The sequence below is a fragment of the Streptomyces sp. NPDC107471 genome (assembly GCF_055582845.1).
The window spans coordinates 117,342-132,828 of sequence record NZ_JBVJPC010000014.1; the positions used below are offsets into that span (position 1 = coordinate 117,342).

Genomic DNA, 15,487 nt, shown 5'->3' on the forward strand with positions numbered 1-15,487 from the left:
CGCCTATGTGCGGCGCCCAGCACATTGCCCCGTAGTTCAGACCCGCGTGTAACCGCCGTCGGCGAAGAGTTCGGCGCCCGTGACGAACGATGAGGCGTCCGAAGCCAGGAAGAGGGCGGCCTCGGCGATTTCCTCGGCGTCCGCCAGCCGCCCCAGGGGCACCATGGCCTCGGCGAACTGGTCGACGTCCGGTCCCGCGGCGCCCAGCAGGCCGGGGGTTCGCGTGGGTCCGGGGCTGAGCAGGTTGACCCGGAACCGGCGCTCCCGCGACTGTCGCGCCCAGTTGTGCACGAGGTTGCTCACCGCCGCCTTCGAAGCGCTGTAGACCTCCAGGTGCTCGTTGGGCCGCACGCTGTTGCTCGAGCCGATGACCAGGACGGAGGCGTTCTCCGCCAGCAGGGGAAGCGCCTTTTGCACGGTGAACAGGGGGCCCTTGATGTTGACGGCGAGCGTCAGGTCGACGTTCGCCTCGGTGTGGCCGCCGAGCGCCGCGTCCGCGACGATCCCCGCGTTGGCCACCAGCACGTCGATGCGTCCGGCGTCCTCGCGGACTCGCGCGTAGAGGGCGTCGAGGTCAGCCAGAACGGAGACGTCGGAACGTACGCCGGTCGCCGCCGGGCCCAACGCTTTCACCGCCGCATCGAGGCGGTCGACGTCCCGGCCGGTCACGAAGACCCGCGCGCCCTCCCGGACGAAGCGGTGGGCCATGGCCAGCCCGATCCCACTGGTACCTCCGGTGATCACGGCCACCTTGTCCTGCAGTACGCCTGGCATGTCGAACCCCTTCGTTCTGGAATGGATCGTCCACAACGTAGGCAGTAATGGACGATCGAGTCAAGAATGGTTAGGCTGGCGGCATGCCGAGACCACGCGCATTCGACGAACGCCAAGTCCTGGAGCGGGCCCGCGAACAGTTCTGGGCGACCGGCTACGCGGGAACCCGGATGGACGACATCGCCCAGGCGACCGGTCTCGGCAAGGGCAGTCTGTACGGCGCGTTCGGCGACAAGGGCAAGCTGTTCCACCGTGTGTTCGGTGACTGGTGCACCGCAGTCGTCGAGGTGGCCGAAGGGCGGCTGACGGGTGGCCCCGACGCGGAGGCCTTGGCCCGGCTGTCCGCATACGTGCACCTGATGGCGGAGAACACCGCCTCCGACACCGAGCGCCGCGGGTGCCTGCTGGCCAAGGGCGTGGCGGAGATGGCCCAGCACGATCCCGCGGTCGCCGAGCGGTCGGCCGAGACCATGACGGCGTTGCTGACCCTGCTGCGGACGGAGATCAGCGCCGCCCAGCGCCACGGCGACATCGACAGCACCGCGGATCCGGAACGGTTGGCGGCACTGCTGCTGACGGTGGTCCGCGGAATCGAGGCGGTGGGCAAGGCCGGCCTGGACCCGGAGAAGGTGCGGAACATCGCCGACACCGCACTGGCCGTCCTGCCCGTGCGCGAGGACAAGGAACGCTCCGCGACCGGGCGCGGTACGGCCCACGAGAAGTAACTCGGCGCCGTCAACCGAGGGACTTGATCCAGGCGGCGCCGTCTCGCAGGGTGCCGTGTCGCGCCGCCCGGGCGGGCTGCTTGTGCCTTGTGGTCGACGGCACAGACGGCCGGGAAACCAACCGTTTCTTCGTAAGGGACACCTCGCCCGATCGCCGTTCCGGCATGACGGCGACCCGGGGCGCGCCTGCCGTCAGCCCGTGAGGTCGGTGTGGAGACGGATCGTGGTCCCGGCGTCGGGGGAGGAGCGGATCTCGACGAGGTCGCAGAGCTGGTGGGCGAGCCACAGGCCCCGCCCGCCGGCCTGGGTGCTGGTCGGTCTGCGCCGTCCCACCAGGGGATCCGCGATGTAGCCCGCGTCGCGGAACTCGCACACGAGACGCCGGTCCTCGCTCCAGGTGCGCAGCGTGCCGTGTCCGCCGCCGTGGCGGATGCTGTTGGTGGCTATCTCGGTGGCGGCCAGGTGCAGCTCGCGCAGACGGTGGCCGACAAGCCCGAGCTGTTCGGCACAGGCCGAGATCTTCTCCCGCAGGGCGGGCAGGTCACCGCTCGTGTAGATGAACTCCTCATAGGGGTCGCACGGCCGGCCCAGCGCGGCGAAGGCGAACGGGGCCTCCGGGTCGTAGTCCGCGCACGGTGTGCTGCGTCCGCCCGAGCGGATCTGGGGGTGGCAGCGGGTGAGCTGCTCCAGTGCGGCGTTCTCGCCGGCGGTGTCGTAGGGGCACAGCAGCCACCAGGCCGGGCCGTCGGCGAAGGCCTTGTTCAGCAGCCACTCGTGATAGCGGAGTTGTTCCGCCTGCGCCTGGCTGCGTACTTCGTCCCAGGGGGATTCACCGATCCCGCGCACGGGCCGGCCCCCGGCGGCGTGCTCGTTGATCCACTCCTGCCAGGCTCCGATGAGCCGGCCCGGGTGGTGCGCCACGGCGGTGGTGTCGACGTAGCGGACCGTACCGTCCTCAGGCACCTCGGAGCGCAGCAGGGACGCCTTGTGCTCGGGTACGGCCACGACGACGGCCTCACCCCCGTCGAGGGCTTCCTGGATGAAACCGACGGTGCCCTGCAGGAACTCGTCACGGCCCGCGTACGGGTACAGCTCGTGCCGGTACCCGGCCTGTGCCGGCGGGGGAGTGTCGGCGTGCGAAGGAGGGGTCACGTGCGAAGGAGGGGTCACGGCGCCATCACCACCGGGATCGAGGGGACGGCGAAGCCGGACAGCTCCCACGCCAGCCGCAGTGTTTCGTTCGTGCCTTCCAGGACGACCTTGCGGTCCGGAAGGTGTCGGGCGGCGTCCGCCAGGGTCCCCATCGCAGCGGCGTCGAAGAACTCCAGGCCATGGCAGATCAGGCGCACGGTCTCGTTCTGCGCGAGCAGCGTGCACAGGACCGCACCGAAAGCGCCGGCGCCTTCGGCGTCGATGACCCCGTTCACCGTCCAGCCTTCCTTTCCCGTCCGGTACACCCGGAATGCTGGTGATGTCGGACGGCTGCCCAGGTGGTGGGGGTGCACACACCTGACTTCTTCCAGTGTAGAAGCGTCCCACTCGGCGCCGCGGTAGGCGCAGACCACAAGGGCACCGCTGTCGGCGGCGAACTCCTCCAGGTCCAGCTCACTGCGCAGCAGTTCCTCGGGGCCCTCGGGCCAGGCACCAGGAGTCACGTGGTGCAGCACGCGCAACGACCGGTATCCCTCCCGTCCGGCGCTCTCCGCCTCGCGGCGCACCACGGAGATCAGGGAGCCCTCCAGCCGGGCGGGGTCGAGCACCGTCTGCGCGAACTCGCCGGCCGCCTGCACGGCAGCCCCGACGATCATCACCTTGTCGCCGAACAGGGCCCCGTCCGCGATGAAGGCCCGACTGCGGTCCATGACGTCGTCCGCCGGCCCGATGAGCTGGCAGACGTGATCACCGGTGCCGGCCTCGTCGAGTGTGGCCAGACTGCGCGCCGCTCTCACCGATCCTCCCTCGCTTTGATGCGCTTCACCCTACTGACATACCCCGTACGGCGTTCGCGCGGGCGATCTTCGGAGGGGTTGTGTTGATACGGGCGGGCTCCACGCGCTCACTCTGAGAGGACGTGTTCCTGAGCTTGCCGCCATTTCCGTGCCCGACGGCACGTTCCGATACGGCGCGAGCGCAGGCGGTCGGCGCATGATCGCTGTTCACCAGGTCAGCCTCGAACTCTGGCGGGTGTGGCGGCGACGGGTCACTACCCGGGGCACGGGGGTGAGGCAGGGTGGGGGAGCCAGGCTTGAGTGATCATCCGATGCTGCGGAAGAGGCACGTTCTGTTGGACACCGCCGGGCGACGAGCGCGGCCGACGATGGCTCCCTCGGAGTGCCATGATGCCCGCGTGGCCCACGACATCGTGTTCTTCCTCGCGCCCGACGACAGGGCCGCCGCTGCGACACGCCTACGGGGTCCTGGTGCCGTCTTCGAGTCAGTGGTTTGCCATTTTGTCGAGCCGGACACCGCCATCGCCGAGTGGGACATGTACTTCACCGCCCCTTCGGCCGAGGCTCCACCGATTGAGCGGCTCTACGAATGGACGTGGCCGGAATGGGTGACCACCCCCATGAATGACGGAGTTGAGGTGTTCGCTCTGCCGAGACGGCTGACTCGAGCACTGGCCGACGCGAGCCCCGCCCAACTCGAAGAACTCGCCGACCGCTGGTCCACACGGCTTCGCTCCGAGGACGGAGACGACATGACCGACGATGATCTGTCGGCGGTCCTTCAAGGGGTCGCCCGACTTGCGGTGTCAGCGCTGAACACCGGCGGTGCCCTCTACAGTTGGAGTTATTGACCCGACTTCCGCGGGCGGCGAACAGGGACCGGCGGCATTTAGATCGATTGGCGAACCTCACGCCTTGGACGCAAGGCGCACACCTGATGCCCGCTGCGCCAGCAGTCTGACGCTGGCGCAGCGGGCCGATCTCGTATCGAGTCTGGTTGTCCGGCGGGGAGTTGCTCGCTCAGGGTTCAGACGGACATCAGCCGTACCACGTTTGGATGAGGCCGACGTTGTCGTTGAGGGTCGCGCCGAGGTACGGGACGGGGAGCCGGAAGGTGCTGGCGTAGTTGAGGGCACGGTTGTGGAACGTCGCCACCGTGCAGCGGTTGTAGCCCCTGGCCGAGCTGATGTTCTGGGACCAGTAGGAGTCCGGGTGCAGCGAGTAGCCGGAGCTGTCGCACGGCCCGGCGTTGCCGTAGACACTGGTGCTGGGCGTCCGGTAGTCGGTGTTGGCGTACCAGACCATCAGCAGGGTTGCCGCCGCGGACGTGCCACCCGTTGCGGCCCTCGTTTCGAGGTGGGCGCGGGCGTCGGCGGCTGACTTGGTCGAGCAGTAGCGGTAGAGCTCCGGCGAGGATTTGCCCTTCACGGGTGCCTTGCCCACGAGGACCGCGCAGTTCTTCGGCGCCGGCACGTTGGTGTCCGCCGCACTGGTCGGTGCGCTGGTCATGAGCAGGCCGGAGACTCCGGCCGCCGCGATCAGGCTCGCGATGCTCTTCCGTCGGGTCAGTAGGGTCATTTCTCTTCCCCCTTGTGTCGTGCGGGCGTGGAAGGTGTCCGGTCGCGGAATGCGGCCGGGGAGCCCGATCCAGGTGTAGCCGTTGGGGGATTTTTCGCGTTCGGAATCCTGTCGCCGAACAAACAAAGCCCGGAAAATCGGACGGGTTGCGGCTGTGATTAGGGAGGGGCTACCAATCAGGAGGTGCGCCCGTTGCAGCCGACGAACATGCCGATCCGCCTGGTGAACCGAAACCCGGCGTCGGAGTTCACCGTTGTTGCCGAGCCGTGCAACCCGATGCGCGGTCCTTCAGTAAGAGTGCAGGTACACGCGCTACTTCGCCCCAGACCGAAAGGACACGCTCCTAGTATGGAGTCGAGCGCAAGCTGACTCCGGAATCCCGAAACCCGTTCTGGGGCCGAGTGAGTGGGCGTTGGGCTGAGGCGCTCGCCGGCTCAGCGGTGCCGGCCTCGGCTCCGCGCCGGGACGGTAGGCCTCCGGGCCAGATCGTCGATTTCGATCTGCCTCTCCGTCACGCACTGTGCCTCGAGCGGGGGAACTCGGCGGTCAGGACGCCGCATTCAACAGGTCGGCCAGGACGTTGGGCCGTTCCGGAGCGATGAAGTGGCCGACCCTGCGGACCTGCGTGAAGTCGGCGGCTGGCAGCAACGCCTTGGTGGCTTCCCGGTCCGAGGGGCCGGACTAGTCCTTCTCGCCGTAGACGAGGTGGACGGGCGCCTTGACCTGGGGGTAGCGCGAGCGGGCGGCGATAAGGCTGGGCAGGGCTTGGTACACGGCCCGGCGACGGTCAGATAGCCGGGGCGGGCGACCACCGGTGGAGCTCGTCCACATAGTCCTCACGCAGTGCGCGCTTGTCGCCGAGGCCCCGCTGAAGGATCTTGCGTATGGCGGGCTTGCGCTCGACCCGGGCGATCAACGGACCCACGCCGGGGGCAAGGACACTGCCGACCACGACGCGGGCGAGAAGGCTCGACCTGGCGATGCCATCGCGGAAATCGTAGGTGTTCGCCGCGATGACACGCCGGACCCGTTCCGGGAAATCGGCTCAGCGGGATGAGGTGGCGGAAGTGCTCGGCCTGGGTGCGCACGGTATGGAGCAGGACCAGGGGCGCGGACGGTCTGTGCGTCAGCCTGTCCGCTGGTCCATGTAAGCCTCCTGCAAACCGAGTTGGAGCGAACGGACGACTTTGACGACCGAGTCGTACGGCGACTCCCGGACGGTGCGAGGTGGACACCGAGGTGCCGGGGAGGCGGCCTGGTGCACGGTGATGTGGTGTGGAGGTCGAGTGGGGTGTTCCGTCCATCGCACGCCGATCAATACGCCGACGATATGTGCCGTCGGTGAGACTGCCGATGACAGCCGGATGGAAGCAGAGGTGGCAGGGTGCGGCTCGAGGGGTGGCACGGCTGGGTCGGTACGTTCACCGGGGTGGTGCTCCTGACGGTGGCCACGTTGCCGATAGCGGCGCTCGCGGCGTGGGCTCTGGCCCACAGACGGAGGCTCGCCGGAGCCAGGGCGGCGAGGGCGTGGCGCATGTCGATCGCCGAGGTCGGCATCGTCTACGGCACAGTGCCGCCGGTCTGGCTGATCCTGCTGCCGGGCGACGAGGACGGGGCGGTCGTGAACCTGATGCCGCTGCGGGACCTGCTCACGATGAACACCGGCCAGATCGTCGGCAACCTGCTGGTGTTCGCGCCGCTGGGGTTCCTCGCCCCGCTGCGGTTCGCGGCGCTGGCATCGATACGCCGGATTCTCGCGCTCGGGGCCGCGTGCTCGATCCTGGTCGAGTCGGCTCAGTACGTCCTCCTTCTGGACCGGGTGTCGTCCGTGGACGACGTACTGCTCAACACGGCCGGCGCCGGTCTGGCCGCCCTGGCGTCACGCCTCTGGTGGCGCGGCGCCGGCAGGAACTCGCTCCCGGCGGGAGGAACGGGCCGGGAACACGGTGAGGTGAGCGGGAGGTCCGCGTGACGGTGGGCCGGCGACGGTGGGCCCGGGCTTCTCCCGTATACGGGCCGCTCAGCGCCGCGGCGGAGCGGACCCGTCCGGAGAGCGAAGCACCAGCAGGGTGATCTCGCTGGGGGCGAAGACGCGGAACGGCGGGCCCCAAAAGCCGGTGCCACGGCTGGTGTAGAGGACCGTACGGGCGCCGTGGCGGCTCAGTCCGGCGAGGGCGGGCTGGTCGAGGCGGACCAGGTAGTGGAAGGGCCAGATCTGACCGCCGTGGGTATGGCCGGAGAGCTGGAGGTCGATACCGGCGGCTGCCGCCCGGTCGACAAACGTGGGCTGGTGTGCCAGGAGCAGGACGGGCAGGTCGGGGTCGGCGCCGTGCAGGGCTCCGGCGAGGTGGGCGCCATGGCCGGCCAGGCCGGAGGACTCGGCGGTGACGTCGTCCACGCCGGCGACCACGAGGGTGTCGCCGCCGCGCTCGACCAGTAGATGGCGGTTGCGCAGCGGCTCCCAGCCCAGCTCGTTCATCAGGTCGACCCAGCCCTGGGCCTCGCTGTAGTACTCGTGGTTGCCGGTCACGTACACACGGGCCTGGGTCGCCTGCACGGTGCCGAGTGGGGTGGCCTGGGCGCGGCGGCGTTCGGCCGTGCCGTCCGCGATGTCGCCGGTGTGGCAGACCACGTCAGCTTCCAGAGCGTTCACCGTCTCGCACACCCGTGCGGACCAGCGAGCGCGGTCAAGTGGGCCGTAGTGCGTGTCGGTGATCAGGACAACACGCAGGCCGTCCAACCCGGCACCCAGTCGCGGGAGTTGCACGTCGAGTCGGCGCACGCGGGGTACGCGACGGGCCTCGGCGTATCCCCAGGCGAGCAGTACGGCGGTCACGCCGAGGGCGGCCCAAGTGATGATCCGGGCCCGGTCCTGGCTCTCGCCCACGCCGGCCACAGTCAGAACGATCCGCAGGAACACGCCGAGCAGAACGGACCAGGTGAACAGGACCCAGATGCTCCCCAGCAGGGAGTCACCGGTGATCGCCGCCCAGTCCTGCTGACGCCGACCGTGGCCACGCGCCATCGCGAGCGGCATGCCGATCAGACCGAGGGCGAACAGGGCGGTGCCGACCAGCGTGACGGGCAGCGGCCAGTGCTGGCCGCCGTACAGGAGCACCCAGCAGGGCACGGCCCACAGCAGAACGGGTGCGATCAAGGGGAGGTAGCGCATGAGACGGTGCAGTCGGCTTCGCCGTGGTGCCTGCGTTTCACGCTCGGTGGGCCGGGTGTTGCTGGTGTCGGTCACGTTGCTCCTCCTGACCGGGCTGCCGTCTCGCGCACTGTATCCGGTCGTCCTCGGGCCGGTCGGACTGGCATTCCTGAGATCCGTGTCCCACTGTTCGAGGAACTGATTGCCCCCTGTGTTCCTGGAGGTCTTTGAGGTCCTAGAGGTCAGGGAGGTCTGGAGGCCCCGGGAGAGGCCGGACCCCCGCGTCAACGCATGCCGTCCGCCGTGGTGCGCAGCAGCCCGAGCGTCGTGTCCAGCGCCGCCTCCAGGTGGGTGATGTCACCGGTGGACATCAGGATGGTCACGCCGCCTTGCACCGAGGCGATGAGCGCGGACGCGATCCGGTCGGCGTCCAGCCGCCGGTCGATCTCACCGCCGTCCTGCAGCCGCCGGACACCGGTGCGCAGGGCCGCCTGCCACTGGCTGATCAACTGGCTCGTGAGCGCCTGCGCGGCCGGAGTGGCGCGGCCGAGCTCGGTGATCAGGACGCCCAGCGGGCAGTTGACGCCCTGCTTCTCGTACCGGTCCACGACCGTGTCACGCCAGGCCTGCCAGGCCGACCACGTGCCCAGGTCGCTGAGGTGCGGCTCCTGGTCCTCGAGTACCCGATCGGCCTCACGGGCGGCCACCGCGAGGAGCAACTCCTCCTTCCCGCCGGGGAAGTAGTGGAAGATCTGGCTCTTGCTGGTCGCGGTGCGGGCGCGGATGTCGTCGAGGGTCGTCCCGGTGACTCCGCGTTCGCGGATCTCCTCGGCGGCGCCTTCCACGATGCGGCGCCGAGTCGCCATGCCCTTGCCGGTCAGGCGCGGTGCCGTCTTTCCGTCCGTGGCCATGGGTCTCCTCCGCCTCGCCTGGACTGGACTTGCTGGTCCATTTTATACGGAGCAGGGTGAGGAGGACACCGAGGAGAAAGGCACGCGAGATGCAAGCCATCGTCGTGGAAGAACTGGGCGGCCCGGAGCAGCTACGGCTCACCGAGCAGCCCGCCCCCGTACCCGGACCTGGAGAGATCCTGGTGGACATCGCCGCGGCGGGGGTGAACTTCATGGACACCGGGTCCCGCCGACTCGGCGCGGCCACCGGCGAACTGCCCTTCGTCCCGGGCGTGGAGGGCGCCGGCCGAGTGAGGGCGCTGGGGGAGGGGGTGACCGACTTCGCCGTCGGCGACCGGGTCGCCTGGGTGTATTCCTACGGCTCCTACGCCGAACAGATCGTGCTGCCCGCCGCCGACGCGGTGCCCGTACCGGACGACATCTCCGACGAAGTGGCCGCGAGCCTGATGATGCAGGGCATCACCGCCCACCACTTCGTCACCGAGGCGGCGGACATCCAGCCCGGCCAGGTCACCGTCGTGCATGCCGCGGCCGGCGGGCTGGGCCAGAAGCTGACCCGGCTCATCAAGGCGCGCGGGGGCACGGTCATCGGCGTCGTCTCCAGTGAGCAGAAGGCCGACATCGCCCGGCGTGCGGGTGCCGATCGCACCGTGGTGTCGACCGGCGAGGCCTTCGTCGAGCCGGTGCTGGAAGTCACCGACGGCGCGGGCGTGGACGTCGTCTTCGACGGCGGAGGCGAGACCACGTTCCGTGCCTCGATGAAGGTCCTGCGCCGGCACGGGCTGTTGCTGTACTACGGCGCGGTCATCGGAGAGGTCCCCGTGGTGCAGATGCGCGAACTGCCCCACAGCATCAAGATCTCCTACCCCGTCTTCCGCGACCACATCCCCGCCCGCGAGGCACTCCTGCGCCACAGCGCGGAGCTCTTCGACCTGGTTCGGCAAGGGGTTCTTGATCCCGCTGTCGGCCGACGCTATCCGCTGAAGGACGCCGCCCAGGCCCACCGCGACATCGAGTCCCGAACGACCAGCGGCAAGCTGTTGCTCCTACCGTAAGGACAGACGCCCGATCCGTTCCCGCGGAACTGACACACCCAAGGGGCACGGCCTCGGACCTCCTGCACCGGCCTCCAGAAGCCCCGAGAAGGCGGGACCACGGCAGTTACGGCGTCAGCACGATCCTGCCGAAGACCTCCCCCGCGTCCATCTTCCGGTGCGCCAACGCAGCTTGCCGCAACGGCAGCAGTTCGTGCACCACCGTTTCGATCTCGCCCCGGCCGGCCGCGGCGAACTGCTCACTGCGTACGGCGCTCAGTTCGGCCGTGGAGACAGTGGCCGCACTGAAGGCGGCGATGGTCATCGACTTCTGGAAGTCCGCCATGATCTTCATGCCGAAGTCCGCAGGCGGCTGCCCCGCGACAGCACCCACGGCGACCATGCGGCCGTTGGGATTGAGCCTGTCCAAGAACGTCGGCATGTCTCTGCCGGCCGCTACATCGATGATCACGTCGTAGCCCGCAGGAGCCCCCTCGCCTCCGCGGCCGGAGCGATCAAGCACGTGGGTCGCACCAAGGCCACGCAGCCGTTCGCCGCGCTCGGGCGACGATGTCGTGACCGCCACCGCTGCGGCACCACCGCGGGCCGCGAGCTGCACTGTCATGATCCCGATACTGCCGCCCGCGCCCCGCACCAGAACCGTCTCCCCGGGAGCGAAGCGTGCCTGGCGGAGCCCGAAGTGTGCCACCGCGCCGGAACTGCCGAGTGTCACCGCGGCAGCGGCGGACAGGGCGCCGGGCAGGGGAAGGATCTGCTCGACGGGTGCGACGGCCTGTTCGGCGTAGCCTCCGCCGGTGCCGGTGAAGCCCCAAACTCGTCGGCCGATCCAGGACGTGTCGACGCCGTCACCGACCGCGCTCACCGTGCCTGCCACTTCGCCGCCCGGGATGTGGCCCTCCTTGAAGCCGTACTCGGCCAGGGCACCGCTTCGGATCAGCGTGTCGACACCGCCGACGCCCACCGCCTCGATGGTGATGAGGACCTGTCCGGGAGCAGGTGCAGGGGTCGGCAGGTCGACAACGGCCAGACCGTCCGGCCCTCCGAACGTCCGGATCGAGATTGCTTTCAAGAGGATCTCCAGGTTCTCGGATCGCTCACAGTGCGGGAGCTTTTGCGTCCTGGACGGTAACGGACGCCCCCGTCCGTTTAGCTAAAGTGAGAGTGGTGACCGATCGTTTGCCTCATACGTTGCGCTCCGACGCGTCGGACAACCGCGAACGCATCCTCGACGCGGCCCGGGCGCTGTTCTCCGCCGACGGCCTGGCCGTGCCGATGCGGGAGGTGGCGCGGCGTGCCGGGGTGGGCCCTGCGACCTTGTACCGCCGCTTCCCGACCAAGCAGATGCTGGTCGCGGAGGCCTTCCGGGACCAGTTGAATGCGTGCCGTGCCATTGTCGACGAGGGGTGCGCCGATCCGGATCCGTGGCGTGGCCTTTGCTTGGTGATCGAGAAGATTTGTGAGCTGCACGCGCGCGATCGGGGTTTCACCGAGGCCTTTCTTTCGGCCTATCCGGGAGTGAACGATGTCGCCGCAGGCCGTGAGTACACGGTCAAAGCAGTCGCCGAATTGGCGCAGCGAGCCAAGGAAGCGGGCCACCTGCGTTCGGACTTCGTCCTGGACGACCTGATCTTGATCCTCATGGCCAACAAGGGCATCCACGCCACAACGACCGCCGGCCAGGTCAACGCCTCCCGACGCTTCGCGGCTCTGGTGATCCAGGCGTTCGAAGCGTGCCCTCGGCATGCACCACTACCACCAGCGGCACGCCTGGTTTCCGAACCGCCCCACGGCCTGGCACGGTGATGATGAGGCATCTGTAGAGCTGTGATCGTGGGCGCTGCGGGAGGCGGGTGCGAGCGGGCGCGCACTGGTGAGCAGAACGACACCCTGTCCTATCTTCCGCCCTGCCCGGGCGAGGCGTGGACTGCGTCGAGATCGAGCTCCGCGCAGACGCCGAGACTTGACGGTTCGGGCGTGCTGCGAGGGGAACCCCCCTGGTCCAAAGTGCCCCAAAGCCTGCACACATAGCGTCGCTGCGCACAGAAGGCAAACGCCGCTCACTCGAAGGTGTGACGATGCGGCACTGAACAACCGATTCTCCGAACAACGTAGTGTCATATGCCTGTTGCTTCGAGCAAGGGGCAACAGGAAATGCACAAGGCGGGTCAGAGGAGAGGACGGCATCACCGGATGGCGGACACCGACTGGAGTGAACAGGGGCTGTGCCGGACTGCGGACCCTGACGATCTGTTCGTTGAGGGCGCTGCACAGAACCGTGCCAAAGCACTGTGCAGCGGCTGCACCGTACGGACCGAGTGTCTCGCTTACGCCCTGGACCAGCGCATTGAGTTCGGAATATGGGGAGGAATGACCGAACGCGAACGCCGGGCCCTGCTGCGGCGTCGCCCTACGGTCGCCTCCTGGCGCCGCCTGCTTGCGACGGCTCGCGAGGCACACGAGCGCACCGCGCTTGCGGCCTCCGAGAGATCGTCTCGTTTGGCAGGTTGAGCGAGGCCCCGCCAAGTCAGGACTGACAGGGCAACTCCGAGGAAGAGGTGGTTGGTCGGCGGAACGGCCGATCTGGTCACGGCGGACGAGAGGGCGGAGCGGTTGCCGACCTGACCCGGGACGGTCAGGTCGCCGCCGGTCTCCGCTGAGGCGGCCGACGCCGAGCGAGAGTCCTGCAGGACCCTGACCGGCAAGCTCTACTGCCACCAGCACTTCGATGAAGCAAGCGGCACATCCGGCACCGTCAACCGTCACTGTGCTTGCCTGTCGACGAGTTGCCTGCCTGACCTGCCAAGATGCCTTGCCCGAACGGTCGTGGCAGCCGATCATTCGCCTATGAGACCAGAAGTGCAGGCGTTTGTGGCCCACGGCCCGCTCCCCGACTGGGACGCCGACGAAGAGGCGATCGACAGCAGAGTCAGCCAACTCGACGCGATAGCGCGCCCGGTCACGTCTGAGGAGGCCAAGGCTCTCGCCGCATGCTTCGGCCCCGACGACTGTTACGGCGTCGCTTGGACGCTGCTGCACCTCATCGAAACGGCCCCTGGCCCCGTGCCCCCGATTGCCCCACCCCCACCGGACGCCGACGAATGGCACCGCACGCTTTGGGTGCGGTGGGGGAGGGCGGAAGGCCAGGAGGACAACTCGCCGAGGTAGTGCGTGAGGTGGCTACGCACGTTGCGCGGACGATGCCGTAACGGGAGTCGCTGGCTCCGCACGGTCGCGAGGAATCCGCGCGAGCAGGACGCCGGTGACGAAAGAGAGCGACGCCGGTCAGCCGGAACGCAGTGGCGGCCGCAGACTTGACCGACGCGTCTTGATCAGGGCATGGACCGCAGCGGCGGTGCCTCCCACGTCATGCCGGGCGGCTGGAGCAGGGGAGAGGGCTCGGGGCCGGGGTCTTCGGTGTCGACCACCCCGGCGGCCATGTGGTCGAAGTCGGCGGGCCAGCGGGTACGTTCACTGGCAAGGGCGCCGGTGAGGCGTGCTTCGAGAAGGCTGGCGGTGCTCAAGTCGGCTCCTCGCAGGTCGGCCATGCGGAGGTCGGCGCGGTGGAAGACGGCACCGTGGGCGACGGCCTTGCGCAGGTTCGCCTCGCGCAGGTCGGAATCGCTGAAGTCGGCCTCGCGCAGGTCGGTTTCGACCAGCTTCGCGGCCCGTAGGTCGGCCAGGACGCAACGCGCCCGGCGGAGAATCGCCGTCGTGAGGTCGGCGTGCCGCAGGTTGACCGAGACCAGGGACGCCTGGGTCAGCTTGGCGTGGTACAGGCCCGCCGCCTCCATGCAAGCGCGGTCGAAGTTGACCTCGGGGAACCACAGCCCGTCGCAGTCGGCCCGGCGCAGGTCGGTGGCGCTCATATTGACCCAGGAGTGCTCCCGGTGCTGGCACAGCACGCCGAGCGCGGTCAGCGCCACCTGGGTGTCGGCGGCGCGGGTCTCCAGCGGAGCGACGTCGTTGATGGACACGTCCGCTGCCGGTGACTCCGGTCCGGCGGGCGGCCAGGGGAGATGCGTACGCAGATAGGCGGCCTGGATGGAGATGATGGCCTCCCGGTCGCGGGCGGACTGCTCCGCGATACGCCACAACGCGTGCAACCCGCCGATGCGCACATCCATCTTGTCGCTGCCGAGTTGGTCGACGGCTCGACTGAACCGGTCGGTGACGTAACCCTCCTGGGTGGCACGCAATCCGTCCTGGCTCACCCGCAGTTGCCGCCAGGTGGCAAGGGCACCGAAGAGCACGACCAGGCCGCCGACCACCTGCAGAAGTGTCGTACGGACATCGTTCACCGCCTTCAGTCGATCCTGCGCGGCGACGCTCGCCCCGGCGAGATCGTGGTCGACCACCACCCCGGGCACGACGACGAACACCGTGCCCAGAACGGCCAGCCCTGCCCCGCCCAGCAGACCTGCGGCCACTCGACGCCTGACCTGCCCGTCGCGCCAGGCGGCCCGCCGTCCGCGGTCTGCTTCCCCCGTCCCCATGAGCATGAGAGCCTAGGCGCCGCTCAGTTGACGATCAAGAGCGCTGTGCCGGATCGGAGCTCGCACTGACTGGCCCTCCCCGTCCCCGTCCGGGACGGAAAACAAGGAAGTCGGTCACGGAATTGAACATGTTCAACTTGTCTGGCAGGGTGTCTCCGGAAGCCCACGCGCATTGGTTGGTCGATATGGGCTGAGGGGGGAGATCTTGGTGGCGGGTGTCAGCAGGCTGCGCGCGTGGGGGGTGCGCGTCGGTGGTTTCCTGACAAGTTTGGCTGCCCTTACGGCATGCGCCGGCCCGTACCAGTACTACGACGGCACAGGGGTCCACGACACCACGGCCACCGAAGTCGCCGGGGGCTGGGAGAACGTCGAGGGGACCCGCGTAGTCCTTCGCAAGGACAGGACTGCTCTTCTCGAAAAGCTCGACGGGCAGGACTTCGACTTCGAGGACGGCTGGCGCCTCTCCGGCACGGGCACCTGGCGACTCATCGACGACGATGGCGGACAGGTCGTCAGAGTCGCCCTGACGGCCCGGACCCGAGTGGAGACCCGTTCCCTCGCGACGGCCACCGACAGCACGGCCCCTGAACCCCCCTCGACGTACACGTGGTCCTTCTACGTGGACCGCGACCAGCACGACAAGTTGAAGCTGTTCTTCTTCTACGGCGATCCCGACATCGGGAACACGTACGTGATGACGCACACGGCAGGGACATAGCGGTGCGTTGACTGCGGTAGGGCTCGCGGGAGCCCAGGTTCCGTGGATGTCGTGAGGGACGACTCGGATCTGCCGGGCCGGCCTTGTCTGCCGGGAGGGAATGTCCACCCAGCCGGGGATGTTGTGCAGAGCG

Annotated in this window: 16 protein-coding genes; 8 read left to right on the top strand and 8 right to left on the bottom strand. The window is 68.6% G+C overall.

Features of this window, described 5'->3' with window-relative positions; genetic code table 11:
- Nucleotides 1–36 precede the first annotated feature (36 nt).
- Nucleotides 37–774 carry an SDR family NAD(P)-dependent oxidoreductase gene (locus tag ACZ66S_RS35700; RefSeq protein ID WP_469905712.1) on the bottom strand — a complete coding sequence of 246 codons (738 nt, stop codon included), beginning with the start codon at nucleotides 772–774 and terminating at the stop codon, nucleotides 37–39.
- A gap of 83 nt (nucleotides 775–857) precedes the next feature.
- Between ACZ66S_RS35700 and ACZ66S_RS35705 the strand changes: the two genes are divergently transcribed.
- Nucleotides 858–1,499 carry a TetR/AcrR family transcriptional regulator gene (locus ACZ66S_RS35705; RefSeq protein WP_469905713.1) on the top strand — a complete coding sequence of 214 codons (642 nt, stop codon included), beginning with the start codon at nucleotides 858–860 and terminating at the stop codon, nucleotides 1,497–1,499.
- A gap of 192 nt (nucleotides 1,500–1,691) precedes the next feature.
- Here the strand turns inward: ACZ66S_RS35705 and ACZ66S_RS35710 are convergent, their stop codons facing one another.
- The gene (locus ACZ66S_RS35710; RefSeq protein WP_469905714.1) at nucleotides 1,692–2,651 is read right to left on the bottom strand and encodes an anti-sigma factor RsbA family regulatory protein; all 960 of its coding nucleotides are present in this window, start codon (nucleotides 2,649–2,651) and stop codon (nucleotides 1,692–1,694) included.
- A 14-nt stretch (nucleotides 2,652–2,665) separates the two neighbouring features.
- On the bottom strand, nucleotides 2,666–3,448 hold the full coding sequence (locus tag ACZ66S_RS35715) for an MEDS domain-containing protein (RefSeq protein WP_469905715.1): 783 nt from the start codon (nucleotides 3,446–3,448) through the stop codon (nucleotides 2,666–2,668).
- Nucleotides 3,449–3,846: 398 nt separating this feature from the next.
- Between ACZ66S_RS35715 and ACZ66S_RS35720 the strand changes: the two genes are divergently transcribed.
- Entirely contained in the window at nucleotides 3,847–4,299 is a 453-nt protein-coding gene (locus ACZ66S_RS35720; RefSeq protein WP_469905716.1) for a hypothetical protein, read from the top strand.
- A gap of 187 nt (nucleotides 4,300–4,486) precedes the next feature.
- Here ACZ66S_RS35720 and ACZ66S_RS35725 read toward each other — a convergent pair whose 3' ends face one another.
- Nucleotides 4,487–5,026, bottom strand: coding sequence for a hypothetical protein (locus ACZ66S_RS35725; protein WP_469905717.1), 540 nt, complete (start codon nucleotides 5,024–5,026; stop codon nucleotides 4,487–4,489).
- 814 nt (nucleotides 5,027–5,840) lie between these two features.
- On the opposite strand from ACZ66S_RS35725, the gene ACZ66S_RS35730 reads away from it, so the two are divergent.
- Nucleotides 5,841–6,083: a hypothetical protein gene (locus ACZ66S_RS35730; RefSeq protein ID WP_469905718.1), complete on the top strand. Its 243-nt coding sequence runs from the start codon at nucleotides 5,841–5,843 to the stop codon at nucleotides 6,081–6,083.
- A 327-nt stretch (nucleotides 6,084–6,410) separates the two neighbouring features.
- A complete protein-coding gene (locus tag ACZ66S_RS35735; RefSeq protein WP_469905719.1) occupies nucleotides 6,411–6,998 on the top strand; it encodes a VanZ family protein in 588 nt (195 codons plus the stop codon).
- 48 nt (nucleotides 6,999–7,046) lie between these two features.
- Here ACZ66S_RS35735 and ACZ66S_RS35740 read toward each other — a convergent pair whose 3' ends face one another.
- Both ACZ66S_RS35740 and ACZ66S_RS35745 read right to left on the bottom strand, forming a co-directional pair.
- Complete coding sequence (locus ACZ66S_RS35740; protein ID WP_469905720.1) at nucleotides 7,047–8,273, bottom strand: metallophosphoesterase; 1,227 nt, start codon at nucleotides 8,271–8,273, stop codon at nucleotides 7,047–7,049.
- A gap of 188 nt (nucleotides 8,274–8,461) precedes the next feature.
- The gene (locus ACZ66S_RS35745; RefSeq protein WP_469905721.1) at nucleotides 8,462–9,088 is read right to left on the bottom strand and encodes a TetR/AcrR family transcriptional regulator; all 627 of its coding nucleotides are present in this window, start codon (nucleotides 9,086–9,088) and stop codon (nucleotides 8,462–8,464) included.
- A gap of 89 nt (nucleotides 9,089–9,177) precedes the next feature.
- On the opposite strand from ACZ66S_RS35745, the gene ACZ66S_RS35750 reads away from it, so the two are divergent.
- On the top strand, nucleotides 9,178–10,143 hold the full coding sequence (locus tag ACZ66S_RS35750) for a quinone oxidoreductase family protein (RefSeq protein ID WP_469905722.1): 966 nt from the start codon (nucleotides 9,178–9,180) through the stop codon (nucleotides 10,141–10,143).
- A gap of 106 nt (nucleotides 10,144–10,249) precedes the next feature.
- Here the strand turns inward: ACZ66S_RS35750 and ACZ66S_RS35755 are convergent, their stop codons facing one another.
- Entirely contained in the window at nucleotides 10,250–11,212 is a 963-nt protein-coding gene (locus ACZ66S_RS35755; protein ID WP_469905723.1) for a zinc-binding dehydrogenase, read from the bottom strand.
- 95 nt (nucleotides 11,213–11,307) lie between these two features.
- Here ACZ66S_RS35755 and ACZ66S_RS35760 point away from each other — a divergent pair, with 95 nt between their 5' ends.
- Both ACZ66S_RS35760 and ACZ66S_RS35765 read left to right on the top strand, forming a co-directional pair.
- Complete coding sequence (locus ACZ66S_RS35760; RefSeq protein ID WP_469905724.1) at nucleotides 11,308–11,946, top strand: TetR/AcrR family transcriptional regulator; 639 nt, start codon at nucleotides 11,308–11,310, stop codon at nucleotides 11,944–11,946.
- Nucleotides 11,947–12,333: 387 nt separating this feature from the next.
- Complete coding sequence (locus ACZ66S_RS35765) at nucleotides 12,334–12,651, top strand: WhiB family transcriptional regulator (protein WP_469905725.1); 318 nt, start codon at nucleotides 12,334–12,336, stop codon at nucleotides 12,649–12,651.
- Nucleotides 12,652–13,472: 821 nt separating this feature from the next.
- Here the strand turns inward: ACZ66S_RS35765 and ACZ66S_RS35770 are convergent.
- Nucleotides 13,473–14,636, bottom strand: a complete 1,164-nt coding sequence (locus ACZ66S_RS35770) for a pentapeptide repeat-containing protein (protein WP_469905726.1) — start codon at nucleotides 14,634–14,636, stop codon at nucleotides 13,473–13,475.
- Nucleotides 14,637–14,904: 268 nt separating this feature from the next.
- Here ACZ66S_RS35770 and ACZ66S_RS35775 point away from each other — a divergent pair, with 268 nt between their 5' ends.
- Nucleotides 14,905–15,354 (top strand): hypothetical protein, encoded by a 450-nt coding sequence (locus ACZ66S_RS35775; RefSeq protein WP_469905727.1) that lies wholly within the window; start codon nucleotides 14,905–14,907, stop codon nucleotides 15,352–15,354.
- The last annotated feature ends 133 nt before the right edge of the window (nucleotides 15,355–15,487 follow it).